Origin of the sequence: Paenibacillus sp. FSL R5-0914 (assembly GCF_038004525.1) — a bacterium.
Classification (GTDB): Bacteria; Bacillota; Bacilli; order Paenibacillales; family Paenibacillaceae; genus Paenibacillus_AQ.
On record NZ_JBBORH010000001.1, the window covers coordinates 428,197 to 442,319 of the forward strand.

13 protein-coding genes and 1 riboswitch are annotated in these 14,123 nt (G+C 44.4%); of the genes, 7 read left to right on the forward strand and 6 right to left on the reverse strand.

Features of this window, described 5'->3' with window-relative positions; genetic code table 11:
• The first annotated feature begins 114 nt into the window (after positions 1-114).
• Positions 115-261 carry a hypothetical protein gene (locus MKX60_RS31625; RefSeq protein ID WP_445670735.1) on the forward strand — a complete coding sequence of 49 codons (147 nt, stop codon included), beginning with the start codon at positions 115-117 and terminating at the stop codon, positions 259-261.
• Positions 262-635: 374 nt separating this feature from the next.
• Here MKX60_RS31625 and MKX60_RS01790 read toward each other — a convergent pair whose 3' ends face one another.
• The 5 genes from MKX60_RS01790 to MKX60_RS01815 all read right to left on the reverse strand — a co-directional run bounded on the left by MKX60_RS01790 (position 636) and on the right by MKX60_RS01815 (position 5,712).
• Positions 636-1,691: a hypothetical protein gene (locus MKX60_RS01790; protein ID WP_341058962.1), complete on the reverse strand. Its 1,056-nt coding sequence runs from the start codon at positions 1,689-1,691 to the stop codon at positions 636-638.
• Positions 1,681-2,256, reverse strand: coding sequence for a sigma-70 family RNA polymerase sigma factor (locus tag MKX60_RS01795; protein ID WP_339799955.1), 576 nt, complete (start codon positions 2,254-2,256; stop codon positions 1,681-1,683). Before MKX60_RS01795 ends, MKX60_RS01790 begins: the two co-directional genes overlap by 11 nt.
• Positions 2,257-3,057: 801 nt before the next feature.
• Positions 3,058-4,473 (reverse strand): HAMP domain-containing sensor histidine kinase, encoded by a 1,416-nt coding sequence (locus tag MKX60_RS01805; RefSeq protein ID WP_341058963.1) that lies wholly within the window; start codon positions 4,471-4,473, stop codon positions 3,058-3,060.
• Entirely contained in the window at positions 4,470-5,144 is a 675-nt protein-coding gene (locus MKX60_RS01810; protein WP_341058964.1) for a response regulator transcription factor, read from the reverse strand. The genes MKX60_RS01805 and MKX60_RS01810 overlap by 4 nt, the downstream gene beginning before the upstream one ends.
• Before the next feature lie 148 nt (positions 5,145-5,292).
• Positions 5,293-5,712 carry a pyridoxamine 5'-phosphate oxidase family protein gene (locus tag MKX60_RS01815; protein ID WP_076300096.1) on the reverse strand — a complete coding sequence of 140 codons (420 nt, stop codon included), beginning with the start codon at positions 5,710-5,712 and terminating at the stop codon, positions 5,293-5,295.
• 161 nt (positions 5,713-5,873) lie between these two features.
• Here MKX60_RS01815 and MKX60_RS01820 point away from each other — a divergent pair, with 161 nt between their 5' ends.
• From MKX60_RS01820 to MKX60_RS01845, 6 genes are all read left to right on the forward strand, one after another.
• Complete coding sequence (locus MKX60_RS01820) at positions 5,874-7,088, forward strand: MFS transporter (RefSeq protein ID WP_341058965.1); 1,215 nt, start codon at positions 5,874-5,876, stop codon at positions 7,086-7,088.
• A gap of 80 nt (positions 7,089-7,168) precedes the next feature.
• Positions 7,169-8,620 (forward strand): hypothetical protein, encoded by a 1,452-nt coding sequence (locus tag MKX60_RS01825; protein ID WP_341058966.1) that lies wholly within the window; start codon positions 7,169-7,171, stop codon positions 8,618-8,620.
• A 149-nt stretch (positions 8,621-8,769) separates the two neighbouring features.
• A riboswitch (TPP riboswitch) is annotated at positions 8,770-8,880 on the forward strand.
• 160 nt (positions 8,881-9,040) lie between these two features.
• Positions 9,041-10,090 (forward strand): ABC transporter substrate-binding protein, encoded by a 1,050-nt coding sequence (locus MKX60_RS01830; protein WP_076285169.1) that lies wholly within the window; start codon positions 9,041-9,043, stop codon positions 10,088-10,090.
• Positions 10,091-10,354: 264 nt separating this feature from the next.
• Entirely contained in the window at positions 10,355-10,648 is a 294-nt protein-coding gene (locus tag MKX60_RS01835) for a thiamine-binding protein (protein ID WP_036682688.1), read from the forward strand.
• Positions 10,645-11,406, forward strand: a complete 762-nt coding sequence (locus tag MKX60_RS01840) for an ABC transporter permease (protein WP_076300092.1) — start codon at positions 10,645-10,647, stop codon at positions 11,404-11,406. The genes MKX60_RS01835 and MKX60_RS01840 overlap by 4 nt, the downstream gene beginning before the upstream one ends.
• A gap of 16 nt (positions 11,407-11,422) precedes the next feature.
• Entirely contained in the window at positions 11,423-12,265 is an 843-nt protein-coding gene (locus MKX60_RS01845; RefSeq protein WP_081382967.1) for an ABC transporter ATP-binding protein, read from the forward strand.
• A 114-nt stretch (positions 12,266-12,379) separates the two neighbouring features.
• On the opposite strand, the gene MKX60_RS01850 is transcribed toward MKX60_RS01845, so the two are convergent.
• Positions 12,380-13,930, reverse strand: coding sequence for a flavocytochrome c (locus MKX60_RS01850; RefSeq protein ID WP_076285167.1), 1,551 nt, complete (start codon positions 13,928-13,930; stop codon positions 12,380-12,382).
• Between the last annotated feature and the right edge of the window lie 193 nt (positions 13,931-14,123).

Below are 14,123 nucleotides of genomic sequence, written 5' to 3' on the forward strand. Positions count from 1 at the left end.
AGCGCCTCCGTTGCAGATGTCTCTAGACGTTGTCATGGCGGACAAGGAGCAGCTTTGGAACAAAATGATTGAGAAGCATAGGCTTGCTCGGCATTCCTATAAAGACGTATCCTCTTGGCTATTCGGCGATTTGCATGGGACTACGATTTTTTTGCCGACGGAACTACGGCTCGACGTTTAGGCTTTCACGAATTCGTCGATACCGAAGAAATGTTTATGAACATCTTTGACGACTTCCGCAAGCGTAAAGTCATCCCGTAAATTACCGTATAAATTAAGAATGCCTACCTTATACGTGCTCAACATTTGGTTTTGTTTTATGTGGTTTTAAGCTTTGCAGCGTTTCTAATTTTACGCCTAAGAATCTCCGTTCTGTCCATTCGTGCTTTTGATTAAACACAAATGACCCGCAGGAGGGGACACTTTTTAAAAGTGTTCCATCTTACGGGTCACCATTCAGAATCGAGGTTTTTGTACTCCTATTCTCCGACCAACCCAACACTGATTGTATTGCCTCGAACAAATACCTGGAAGAACAGTTTAGTTCAGTCCTTGTCCTTTTTAGTGTAATTCAACATGATCGTTTTTGGCTCTGGATTATCCATTGGGTTCTATACCTCATGCGCCTTGACTTGTTATTTCTTCGATGGTGTTTCATTTTTGTGTTCAATAATTTGTAATACTTTTGGTTCAATAGCTTTTAACTGTTGTTCATTTGAACGATTACTTTTAGGAACTTTACCATTAATTTCACCTTGAATTTGTCCATCAACCTGTGTTTTTGCAATGACATCAATTACTTGTTGTTTAGAGACATTTTTAGATGCTGCAATCTCCACAACAGATTTACCTTTTGCTAATTCTTGTTTTAATTCTTCTGGGCTAATTTTTAGTAAAGAAAACAGTTTTGCATCATTTAGATAGGCATCAGCAGAATAATCAGGCTTACCATTTCTAGAGAAAAAACCTTCTACTTTAATGTTTGAAGGTGTAGTCTCACCTCCGATCAGAGAAACACTGATTGTATTGCTCTGAACAAATACCTGATAGAACGGTGTTTTTGATCCCTTTTTGGTGTAATTCAACATAAACGTTTTTTGATCCGGGTTCTCCATTTTCTCCATAGCAAATTCGTACTCTTCGATGTTGCCATACATTTTATCAATTAGATAATCTACCTTCGACTTGATTTCCTGATCGGATAAAGTAGTGATTGGCTTCTCTTTAGGCTCCCAGTTCTCTTGAATCACGTGTTCAATCGCACCCGTAATACTGTTTGTATGAAGGGTAATCTTTTTACCGGTTCCTTCTTTTTCCTGCAGTATGATGCTTGTTTGGACACCTTGAACGCTGCTTGCATCGATTATCTCAAAAGATTTTGTTTCGGGAAATGTGCTATACAGCTTCTCAAGTGTTGCTTTGCCAACCTCATCCACCTTGACTTGTTCAGCAGTCATTGGTGTTCTAGTAAACATTTCAATCAGGGTAGGGGCCGCATATGCTGCGGTTGGAATTAAAATCGCAGCAGCAACTATTCCACCAATTAATCGTTTTTTCATGGTTATTCCGCTCCTTTTTGGTTGCAAATATTGAGAATAGGATTGTTCTATTCGTTTGGAAATAGCCGGAGGGCACTCCATAGTTTCTGCCTCTTTGTGCAGATGTTCACGGATTTTGCGTTCAGTTAGCATTGATCTTTTCCATCCTTTCTGGGGGGAGATTCCATAAGTTTTTTCGAAGCGCCTGAAGGCCAGCATGATATCTGGACTTGACTGTACCCAGCGGAATATCAAGCAATGTCGCGATTTCCTCAAGAGTATAGTCGTGAAAAAAGCGGAGGATAATCACCGTTCGCTGTTTGTCGGTCAGTTTTTGGATTGCCTTCGATATCATTTGATTCGTCCCATCCATCAACACAGCAGGTTGATCCCAATGAGACTCTTCCCGAGAGAAGGCACGAATGCGTTCAAAAATTCGGAATCTCCGCCAGCTCTTGACCCGAAATCTCTGCACTTGACGGATTACCAAGCCGTGTAGCCAGAAGTGGAAAGGTCGGTTCGTATCGTAGTTAGCAAGTGATGTCCACATTTGCATATAGATCTCATTCATGACATCTTCCCGATCCTGCTGATGATCCACCAGAAAGGAGACTGTCCGGTAGACGTCCTGATAGGTGGCATCATACATCGTATGAAACGCCTGTTGATCACCATCTTTCATTTTTATGAGTAACTGGTACATGTATTCACTTTGCATTCAGAGGGCCCTCCTAAGTAAGCTGCTTACACACTATATTGCCTCTCTATTAAAAAAAGGTTCGGTTTTCTTTGTTTTTTTTTGCAAAAGGCTGAGTGTCGACGACCATCGATCAGGAAGACTACCAGGAGTGCAACGACCCTTATGGCAGCCGTGGCCTGTCTAGTGCTTTATTTTTCAGTCTAATCACACTGATCACTGGCTGTCGTAAAGGGGTATCAAGTATTAAACATTACGTCCACTACGAGAATAAAACAAAAGCCGGATTCCTTAGAGTAGGAAAACCCGGCTTTTGTTTTATTGGATAGTCCTTAGCGTATATTTTCGTTAAAATGTTGGCGGGGCCCCTGTAAGCATTGAATTAGCCAAAACGGTAGCCTTTCCCTCGTACTTTCTCTCTATATGCGAATCCCCCCAACGGCACATCAGATGTAGGAGTTCCTTTAGACTCCAGCTCTTAAATTCATTATTACGTTTCTTACCGAATGTCAGATGAAAGAGAATAACAGGTTTCCATTTCCCACCATCACCTCTAAAGTTGCCTCTACTGCAGTGTTGTATATTTTTTCAGTCTTTTTCACACAACTTGCCCTTTTTCGAAATATTTCAACACAGGTCATTGGTAACTCCTAAGAATTGGAACCATTAAATGGCCCTATTAAACATTATAACTACAACCAAATATATTACGCTATTCTGCTCGTTAGTTGTTAAAACAGATGCCGTTGAGCTCGTTTTTATTGACTATTTTTTCCCGTGAGAGCTTAATGACGATGGTAAGTCTAAGATATTATTTTCTTTCTACAGCGGATTAAAGATTACTACGGAAGTTCCATCTCCTGTACTCTCCATATCCCACTCTAACTCCATATGCTTCATTAACAGATCCACGATGGACAGCCCTAATCCTGCCCCTTTGTAATCGGATGGACTCTGGATACCTCTGCCGTGATCCGTAATCAAAATAACACGTTGCCCATTACGGGACTCCGTAGAAATCCCTACATAAAGACCACTGCTGGCATGACGTACAATATTCTGAAACAGATTATCAAGAATACGGCGGAACCAGACCTCATCCACCATCCAGAACAGCGGATCAGCCTCCAAGTCAATATCGATCTCTAAGTTCTCTTTTTCCCATACGGGGTACCAAGCAGCAGCACTTTCCCGCAACAAGCGCAAGACATCTTTACGCTCCTTCTTCAAAGTGATCCGTCCGCTGTTGAGGAGATTGTAGGATAAAAGATTCTCGATCAAGACGCTAAGATCTGCTATACGCTTATCCATTAGCTCTAAGGACTGTTGTCCTTGCGGGGTTAAGCTCTCTTTAGTCATTACATGGATGTGACTGCGAATAACCGTTAGTGGTGTACGCAAATCATGAGATAGGTTAGATACTAGACGTTTACGCAGCTCTTCCTCTTCGATTTCCCTCTTTCGACTTTCGTCAAGCTTCGCCACCATCGTGTTAAAAGCTTCCTCCAGTCTGCCAATCTCATCCAGCTTGCCCGTCATAATAGACTTAGGCATTCTATCCGGTCCCGTAATCGTCATCGCGGTTTGCAGCTGTAGTAGCCGTTTGCGTATTTTTCTAAAGAACAGCAAAGAAACCAGTGCGAACCCTCCAAAAAGTACAAAGAGCACAAAGTAATACAAAGCCCAAGCCCCGACTCCCCCATAAGCCCCTTTGTTGAGCAGCTTGTTTGGAATTTGCATTACCATAAACCCTTTACCCGCATCCACTCGGTCTCCCATGAAGGCGACGATGGCTAAAGGATCACGTTTTGTACTTTCTTTCATAAAAAAAATAGCCTCAGCCGCCGTCCACTGCTCCGGAACTCCGCTGCCATGATCCGGATTGCCTTCATCAGGTGTGAGAATCAACTGGGTCATTCCCTGCCCATCTACCCAAAACATAGTAGCCTCAGTGTATTTCCGGCTCATTTCATGTAGCCGCTCATTTATGCCTTCTGAAGAAGCATCTTCCAATTGAAGCGCCTCTTTATGCCACATGGTCTCCAGCGCTGCAACACTCGAATACAGAGAGGTGTCTACAGTTGGAGCCCCTTTAGTCACTTCATTAACCATATTGTAGAGAACAAAAGATAACGGCAGGACCACAGGGATAAAAAGCAGTGCAGAAACAATAATAAGCAAATATCCCGATAGCAAAGAGGAGTTACGCTGCTTGCGAATGCGCCCTAACCCCCTCATGCTCTTACCCGATATCCGATCCCCCGGACAGTTTCTATAATTTCGGGATTGCCCGGATCAAGTTCTAACTTTTCGCGCAAATATCGTATATGTACCATTAAAGTTTTATCCCCTTCGAGATAGGCTTCTCCCCAGACGGCTTCATAAATCTGCTCCTTCGTCATAATCTGGCCGAGATGACGCAGCAAATAAGAAAAAATCTGAAATTGCTTACCCGTAAGCATGACTTCTTCCTGTGTCTGAGCATTTATTACTCGGTTATCCTCTTCATATACGACTAGGTGTTTAAGCGTGAGCGAATCCTGAACAGATGCCCCATTCCGCCTGAGCAACACTTCAATTCTGGCAGCCAATTCATCCGGATGAAAAGGCTTCGTCAAATAATCATCGGCGAATTCAAGCCCCTGCAGTTTATCATCAATAGAGGTTCGCGCAGAGAGCATCAAGATCGGAATCTTAGGGTACGCCCGCTTCAATCGTTGTCCGACAGTAAAGCCATCCAGGCCCGGAAGCATTACATCCAGAATGGCCAATTGACAAGGCGCCGCTTCCTCCGTCGCTCCCTCCCCGCTCCGCAGCCAACGCACACTATAACCACGCTCACTTAAATCCGCAGACACGACGCTGCCGATTTCATGATCATCTTCAATATATAACAGAGTAACGGTCATGTATTTTAAGTCCTCCCCTGAGAAATTACGTAAAAAGTTGAAGTCATTATAACATGTTTTAACAGGTCACTCAGGGACTTATCTTTTAAAAAAGCCCTCCTAAACCCGTGGGGGATAGGAAGGCTTTCGGAATCGATTTTAAATTGGTTTAGGGAGTCCACACGCCGTGCTCTTTATCACTGCCAACATACTCAATACGCGTTGGAGTAAGTTCAAGAATCACATAATTAGGGTCATCAGGCCCTGTAAACCATGGCTCCAGCTCTTTGTTCCACACCTTTGTGCGCAGCCCTTCATCCTTAGAAACGGTAGCGGTGGCTTCAATCTCCAGCACGTCTTTGCTTCCGCCTGACTCATATCCAAGCAGCAAAAAAGCATTCGGATTATTCGATAATTCCTCCACCTTATGAGTTTTGCGATTCGTAGCTAAATAAATCTTCAAATCCTCATGGAAAATGGCCATGTAACGTACTTTCGGCTTATTTCCTTCTTCGATCGTACCAAAGGAACCAAACTTGTTGTCATCCAATGCTCTAATAATGAGTTGCTCCAGTTGTTTGTTATCCATTACGTAAATCTCTCCCTTCAAGCATGTAAACAAAAGTTTATATATCCAAGCTCACCGTTTGGATTTATCATAACAATGGTGCTTATTATAATGTACCCTTCAGGTTCACATTGAATCCGACCTTACTCCATAAACTACTTTCAATATAAGGGGCTTACTTCGTGAAAAAACTGATCTGGATCGGCTGTCTTTCCTACTTTGTCATTGGCCTTGCTCATGTAGTGCTGGGATCTATTCTTCCCGTTCTGCTACAGCATTATGACCAAAATTATAGTGCCGGCGGGCAATTAATCTTTAGTCAATTTGCTGGTTTTCTGGCTGGTGTGCTTGTCTCTCCCCTACTCAATCGCCGTTTTGGGAAACGAGGAGGCATCATTATCGCCACCGCTCTTCTCCTGACTGCTGAGATTGCGTATGCTTTTCTACCCCCTTGGGAGTGGATGTATGTCATTGCTGTTGCGGCTGGCTTTGGTTTCGGTATGATCGAAGCCGTCATCGGCACCATCATTATCGGAGCTGTGACAGAAGGAACCGCGATTGCGATGAGCCGACTTGAAGTCCTATTTGGGATAGGAGCACTTGTAATGCCTCTTATCGCCAGTCCGCTCATTGCTAACGGAGCATGGAGATTGGCATTCCTAATTGTCGCTGGCTTCTCATTACTTTCTCTCATCCTCTGGGGAAGAGGCCATTTTGGGAATCTGCAGCGTATACTAGACGAGCGAGCACCTCGCAAAGTCTCAGCATCCGCACATTCCTCGCAGTCCAGCACACAGCTTCCGTATAAAGGGAAACAATGGATTCTGCTGGGCATCTTCATTTTTTTCTTCTTTCTTTATGTAGGTACGGAGATGAGTCTGGTCAACTTTATGCCCGCCATCTTTATCGCCAAGCTAGGGATGACAGAATCTGCGGCGGCGCTGACAGTCACTTTCTTTTGGCTAGCTATGTCTACGGGAAGATTGTTTGCTGGAGTGATTGCAGAGAAAATTTCTTACCGTGTATACATTTTAAGTAGCAGTTTACTAACCCTGTTACTGCTGGCTCTTTTTCCGTTCACAGATAATCGATTAGCTGCATTCATCGTAATTATGCTACTTGGGCTATTTATGTCCGGTATTTTCTCCATAGCTCTAGTCTTCTCCAGCAAGATGCTGCCAGGAGCCGAAGAATCAACACCCAGCATAATGATCGCTGCTGGAGGTGTCGGTGGAGCTCTGCTGCCCCTATTCATGGGCTGGTCTATGGACCATCTAAAAGTGGCACAAACTGCTGGATTACTTGCTGGTTTTGCCGCCTTCTTGTTCTTGCTGAGCATTGCCGCATGGAGGTTCCAATCCAGGCAAGCAGTCCAAAGAAAGAGTTCCAGTATTTAGAATGTTAGAATGGTATCAACCTAATCCTTTTAGGGTAATGTCATCTATAAGCATATTCTGAGCACAAGGATGGACGATGAATGGATAAGCTTTCAACTGAGCCTTTATTACATACTGCGCTTATGCAGTTTATTTTTCCCTTTTCAATAAAAAAGGGCGATTCTAAGAAGCTTATCCAACAATTGCAGGATGATGGCTTCACACGTTTTTTTCTGGATAATAAAGAGTTAGAAAATGCCTATTACGGAGAAGATCACTGTGTTTCCCATGAACGGATGGAGCGCACCTATTTACCGTTTGCTGCACACATTCTTTTTCCACGCAAGAAGGACGTAGACTCTTTCTGCCGCTTTTCCAGAGTCAATAATCTGGACTGTATTCTAGAGATTCCTCAGCAGTCTATATTTTTTAAAATTCTTTCGACGGATATATTCATATGTCCTTTTCAGCTTGGATTTGTGACGATACGTGTCCAGCTTGAGGGGGATTCGATTCCCTTTAGTATTGCACTGGAATTCGCGGACCGCTTCCGGACGCTTGAGAATACCTTCGTACAGGATGACTACACCTATATCCATTGCGGGGAACAGACCTATGAGATGGTAGAGGATTTTGTCTTCCGAAATCTGGTGGATGGACTGGAGCCTTTTCTGGATCACTCGGATATCAATGGGGCTTATTTCGAGACCCTTCCCTTTTTCGTAGATGAAAGAATGCAGGTGCAAGCCTTTTATGGCTTTCAAAGTGAAGGAGATTCTGATGAGATTAGTATAAATATGCGCTATCGCGCCTCTCAGCTTGATGGAATTGATCTGAACGGGAAGCCCTATGCCAGTGCCAGCGATCCAGCGTATATTGCGAACTACTGTCATGAGCATTCCTATAATCGATGGGGCCCAGACTCGTATTATATGATGAATGAGCAGACCTTTTGCTGTCTAACCCGAGCTGAACCAAAGATCGCCGTTAGCCTCGCCAACCAGATGTACGGGCAATATTATTACGGATTTCTACTCAATATTTTCCACAAAATCGTTCTGCTAAAGCTGGCAAATATGCATTCCCGACTACGCATAAACCACGATTATGATGAGATCGATAATTTAATCTACTCGATTAATAAATTCTCGGCAAAGTTCTATTTCTTGGAGCTGATTTCACAGTCGCAAGGACGGGAGATTTTTCTTCAGCTGCGTAAAGTATACGGGAACGACGCTCTGTTCGAGGAAGTAAAAGAAACCTTGACTGACCTTTTTCAGTATCAAGATAAGTTCCAGTCGAAGCGCCGGGATAATCTGCTGATGATCCTCACTGTATTTACGGTGGTAAGTGGGATTTATGGCATGAATCAAGTCATTGACGATCTGGATGGAAAGATTCAATGGAGTAAGATGGTTAGCTATTCCCCCTTTGAGTTTCTTGCTCTTTTCGTGATTATGAGCGGGATAATGATCAGTGTTGTCCTTACGCTAGGTGCTCTGGTTACTGAGCTTAAGCGGCGTCATCGCAAGAAACATAAAGATCTGGATTAATGAAAACGGACGGAGAGATTTGAAAAATTTAGGAGCATGCTACTAGACATTCCGAGAACAGCCGTCTATAATACACCGTATGCAAGCATAAACGCCTTCAGCGTCCTTATAAAGACGATTAGCGTTTAAGCGAGAAATACCCGTTAACTTCATAGAACCAGGGGTGCTGGAATTGGCCGGCTGAGATTGTATCCCACAAGATACTGACCCTTATACCTGATCTGGATAATGCCAGCGTAGGAATCGCCAATTGGTTTTGGTCCCTGTGACCTTTACTAACCTTGCGCCAAGCCAGCGTCCCGATCACTCGGGGCGCTTTTTTTGTGTAGATCACAAAAGATGTAGAAGAAATGTACATACTACACTTTATGGTTCATGTTGGATGACGGGATCTGGCAACCTTAAAGGAGAGAAGAAGACATGCAAGTCAAAAAAGTACTTATGCTTAGCCTCACCTGTATGCTCATTCTTGCGATTGCCGGATGCGGCAGCAACAATGGGAATACAGCCGGAAACAAAGGAAATGCTGCGGAATCGAATGCAGCGACCGGATCAAATGCTCCAAAAGAGCTTACCAAAGTTAAGGTTGCACTGGATTGGACACCGAATACGAACCACACCGGTCTATACGTAGCCAAGGATCTTGGTTATTACGCGGAAGAAGGTCTGGATGTAGAAATCGTTCAACCTGGCGCAGCGGGTTCTGATACTATGGTTACCTCTGGCGAAGCTGCTTTTGGAATCAGCGCTCAGGAAGGATTGACTCTAGCTCGTCTACAAGGCGTTCCCCTTGTCTCGATTGCAGCCATTATTCAGCATAATACTTCGGGATTCGCCGCTCCAGTGGATCGCAATATTAAATCACCAAAAGATTTTGAGGGTAAAACTTACGGAGGTTGGGGCTCTCCCGCTGAGGAAGCAGCCATGAAGGCGATCATGGACCCTGTTGGTGGCGATGTGAAAAAGGTGAAGCTAATCAGTATTGGTGAAGCTGACTATTTTACTGCAGTCAAACGTGACATTGATTTCGCTTGGATCTTCTACGCTTGGACCGGTATTGAAGCCGAACTGCGTGGTGAGCCTCTGGATATGCTCTACTTGAAGGATTATGCGCCTCAGCTCGATTATTACACACCTGTGCTGACCACGAGTGAGAAGCAGATTTCTGAGAATCCAGATTTGGTGAAAGCTTTCCTGAAAGCCACATCGAAGGGTTATCAATATGCGATTGATCATCCAGAAGAGGCTGCCGCTACATTATCCAAGGCTGTGCCTGACCTTGATGCCGAGCTTGTCCTAGCTAGCCAAAAATGGCTTAGCCCGAAATATAAGGACGACGCCCCACGCTGGGGAGAGCAAAAAACCGAGGTCTGGCAGAATTACGGCGACTGGATGTATGATTTGAAGCTGCTGGACAAACCGCTGGATGCAGCTAGTGCATTCACGAATGATTTTTTACCGGCGGAGTAAATAACAATTATAAATGAATCACTTCGTTATCAAAGTTGGCTTTTTGAACTTACCTATTTCAATGAGAGTTCAAAAAGTCGACTTTCAGAACCAAGAAGGTTGAACGTTACTTGAGGAAGGAGGAACGGAGCGTAGTGATGTGCTACGTGAGTACCGGACTTCCCAAGTTCGTTCAAGATTCGACGTCGAATCTGCTTCCTGAAAACACTTCGTTATCAAAATTGACTTTTTGAGGTTACTTATACAATGAGAGGATTGATTATTGTGGCTAACACATTATTAAGCATTCAAGTAATTCCTAAGACTCCAAACAATGAGGACTCCATCCCATACGTAGATAAAGCGATTGAAGTTATTCAAAAATCCGGCGTTAAACATCAGGTGAATCCACTGGAAACTACTATGGAAGGTGAACTGAGCGAGCTCCTGGAGGTTGTACGTCAAATGCAGGAGGCGCTGATCGAAGCAGGTAGTCCAAGCGTGATCTCCCAAATCAAAATCGCTCATAATCCTAACGGAATCAGCATGGATAAATTGACGGAGAAATATCGGCCGTGAGATCGACCTGGAAGCTAATATGGCCGCCCCTTGTGGCGGTCGTCTTCTTTTTAACCGTATGGCAGTTATCTGTTTCTCTATTCCATATCGAATCCTGGATTCTGCCGAGTCCTGCTGATATTGCTCGCGAATCCACCAGTAATGCCTCAGGTCTCTGGGCTCATACGATGGCTACGCTCCGACTCACATTAATCGGTTTTCCTATTGGTACAGGTGTAGGCTTGATCGTCGCTCTACTTTTGCATCTTTTACCTTGGGCTAGACGGGCTTTTTATCCACTCATTATTCTGAGTCAAAATGTTCCCTCTATCGCACTCGGACCACTGCTTATCATCTGGTTTGGCTTCGGTCTTTTGCCCAAAATCGTGCTGATTACACTGGTATGCTTCTTCCCGGTAGCTGTCGCTGCAATGGGCGGCTTGTCTCAAAGTGATCAGGTCATGATGAATTATATGAAAATGGCTGGCGCAAGCAAGTGGCAAATCTTCACCAAGCTGGAGCTTCCGTCTTCTATCCCGGCACTATTTTCCGGTGTGAAAATATCTGCTACTTATGCGGTTATGGGAGCCGTGGTCGCTGAGTGGATTGGCGCGGATAAAGGGATTGGCTATTATATGCTGCTGCAAAAATCGGCTTACCGTACGGATCGGATGTTTGTCGCTATTGTTATTATTGTGCTCCTTAGTCTTGTGCTTTTTGCGATTATCGCCTTGCTCGAAAAATGGTTAGTTCGCTGGAAACCGCGCCGTAACTCATAGAAAGGAAGATGCCTGTATGTCTCAAGCGACGCAAATAGAGCAAAGAACAACTGAAAACATAAGCTCTCCTGAAGCTCATACTGCACCACCTGCTCTTGAAGTAAGCGGCATCTCCAAGTCCTTCACCCATCGTCGCCGCGAGACGAACGTGCTTAACAACGTCTCTCTTAAGGTAGAGCAGCAAGAGTTCGTTTCGATCGTCGGTCCTTCCGGCTGCGGAAAAAGCACCTTATTCCATATGATCGGCGGACTAGTGAAGCCCGATGCAGGAACGATCCGCATGAACGGCAGAGCCGTTACGGGTCAACGTGGTGAAATCAGTTATATGCCGCAGCAGCCTGCGCTTTTTCCTTGGCGAACGATTGAAGATAATGTACTTCTAGCCGGGGAAATTAAAGGCGCTCTGCAGGATGGAGCTCGTGAAGAAGCGCGCCAGTGGCTCGCCAAGGTTGGCTTGAATGGATTCGAACAGGCTTATCCGCATATGCTGTCTGGTGGGATGCAGCAGCGTGCTGCTTTTCTCAGAGCATTGCTGGCTCCGCAAGAGTTGATGCTGCTCGATGAACCTTTCAGCGCATTGGATGCACTAACTCGCAGTGAAATGCAGCGCTGGCTGCTGGAGCTGTGGGAGGAGAATCGCCGCTCCGTGCTATTCATTACCCATAACATCGAAGAAGCGTTGCTGCTCTCGAATCGTATTTATGTATTCTCGGGTCGCCCCGGCTCCATCCTACATACTGTTGATGTGCCATTTCCACGGCCACGCCGCGATGAGATTACGGATTCCCCGGAATTCCTTAAACTCAAACGCCAGCTGTCACAGTGGATGCGAGAAGAACAAGCTAAAAGCGAGAAGTAGCTTTTTGAATAGAGGTCACTCCACTCACTTTAAACGAGAGATTAAACAAAGAACCGCCCGGGCTTCAATTAGCCCAAGCGGTTCTTTTGTTTTAACCAGAATAGCAGTTAAATCTTATTGTGCTTGTACAAACTCAGCAGATTTAATCCCTGCTTGACGGCCGAAAATAATGATTTCAGCTACAGAGTTACCACCGATCCGGTTTTGACCGTGCAATCCACCTGTAACTTCACCAGCCGCATACAGGCCAGGAATAGCAGCGCCGTCTTTATTTAATACTTCTGTGTTCGTATTGATCTTCACACCGCCCATGGTGTAATGAATCCCTGGGGCGATCTTAATAGCGTAGTAAGGACCCGCGGATAAATCGTTGTCCATCCCTGTTGTTCTGCCGAATTCAGCATCGTTCTTGTTCTTTACCGCGCTGTTCCAAGTATCAAGTGTCGCTTTTAGCTTATCGGCTGGAACACCGATTTCTTTCGCCAATGCTTCGATGGTATCCGCTTGGATCACGAAGCCCATTTTGTCATATTGTTCAATTGCTTTCACGCGTGATTTGACGCCGGAATCAAAGACAAGCGTTGCCGCTTTTTCAGGAAGTGCATTGATCGCTTCGGTAACTTTATCACGTGTAGTCAATTCGTTTACGAACCGTGTGCCTTCGCTATTCACGAGGATAGAACCTTCGCCGCGTACAGCTTCCCCGATCAGATAAGATTTTTCTTGTTGAACTGTTGGGTGAACCTGGATTTGATCCATATCAACGGTGGTTCCGCCAAGTGCCTCAATCATCTTGATGCCGTCGCCGGTACTGCCGATTTGGTTAGTCGTTACGTATCCTTCCAGATCAGGTCTAACTTTTGATATCATATCCATGTTGGATCCAAAACCACCTGTTGTTACAACAACTGCCTTCGCTGTAATGGTTTTTTCATCAGCTTGGTTAAAGAGTACTTTGACGCCGTTAGCCTTACCGTCTTTTTGAGTAATTTCTTTAACATCCGCGTTCACAAACAGTGGAATTTCTTTTTCTTGTACGTTTCTAACCAATCCTTTGACAAGGTATTGGCCTACCGCAGAGCCGTCTTCTGGACGGTGGGTGCGTTTTTCGCTCATGCCGCCTGTGATCGTAATATTGTTCAGCTTGATTCCGATCGAATCCAACCAATCGATTGCACTTGCGGAATTGTCAACGAAGAAACGAAGCATCTCTTTATCGTTCGTGTCATGGCCGCCCTTTAGTGTCTCTTCATAAAACTTATCATTGCTATCTTCAATGCTTTGCTCTTTTTGAAATTTCGTTTGGGAAGCGTTCATTCCTGAGGAGGATTTACTTGTATTCCCACCTGCAACCGGCATTTTTTCTAAAATAACAGGGTTCAAGCCTTTGGCCTTAGCTTCCAGTGCAGCAGACATTCCTGCACCACCAGCACCAACAATAACGATATCATAATTATCTTTTAATTGATCCAGTGGTGTGTAACTAGCTTCTGATGCACCTGATACGGCTTCAGCTTTATCATTTTTGGCCGTCTCATTTACCTTACTTTTGTTCTCGTTGCCATTACTATTACCTGCGCTGTTGCTATTACTGTTACCGCAGCCTGCGATTACGAGCATGACAGAGAGAATGAGAATGAGAGCAGTACTTGTTGTCTTCTTCATCTTTATAACGCCCCTTTGTGAATGTTTTCACATTAATGATAACGCAAAGATGCTGTTTTGGGAAGTTTTTTATGTAATTAGTTATGGTTACTGTTACATTTCCATGAATATTTTCATTTAAATTTTCATAAAAATTCTTAATTTCAATATTTCCTCAGCTTACTACTCAAAAAAAGCCACCCTTTCCAGGGCG

What these genes read in the sequence shown, in the direction of transcription:
- MKX60_RS01790 (WP_341058962.1), bottom strand. Translation starts at nt 1,691, where the DNA reads ATGCTAACTGAACGCAAAATCCGTGAACATCTGCACAAAGAGGCAGAA.
- MKX60_RS01795 (WP_339799955.1), bottom strand. Translation starts at nt 2,256, where the DNA reads ATGCAAAGTGAATACATGTACCAGTTACTCATAAAAATGAAAGATGGT.
- MKX60_RS01805 (WP_341058963.1), bottom strand. Translation starts at nt 4,473, where the DNA reads ATGAGGGGGTTAGGGCGCATTCGCAAGCAGCGTAACTCCTCTTTGCTA.
- MKX60_RS01810 (WP_341058964.1), bottom strand. Translation starts at nt 5,144, where the DNA reads ATGACCGTTACTCTGTTATATATTGAAGATGATCATGAAATCGGCAGC.
- MKX60_RS01815 (WP_076300096.1), bottom strand. Translation starts at nt 5,712, where the DNA reads ATGGATAACAAACAACTGGAGCAACTCATTATTAGAGCATTGGATGAC.
- MKX60_RS01825 (WP_341058966.1), top strand. Translation starts at nt 7,169, where the DNA reads ATGGATAAGCTTTCAACTGAGCCTTTATTACATACTGCGCTTATGCAG.
- MKX60_RS01830 (WP_076285169.1), top strand. Translation starts at nt 9,041, where the DNA reads ATGCAAGTCAAAAAAGTACTTATGCTTAGCCTCACCTGTATGCTCATT.
- MKX60_RS01845 (WP_081382967.1), top strand. Translation starts at nt 11,423, where the DNA reads ATGTCTCAAGCGACGCAAATAGAGCAAAGAACAACTGAAAACATAAGC.
- MKX60_RS01850 (WP_076285167.1), bottom strand. Translation starts at nt 13,930, where the DNA reads ATGAAGAAGACAACAAGTACTGCTCTCATTCTCATTCTCTCTGTCATG.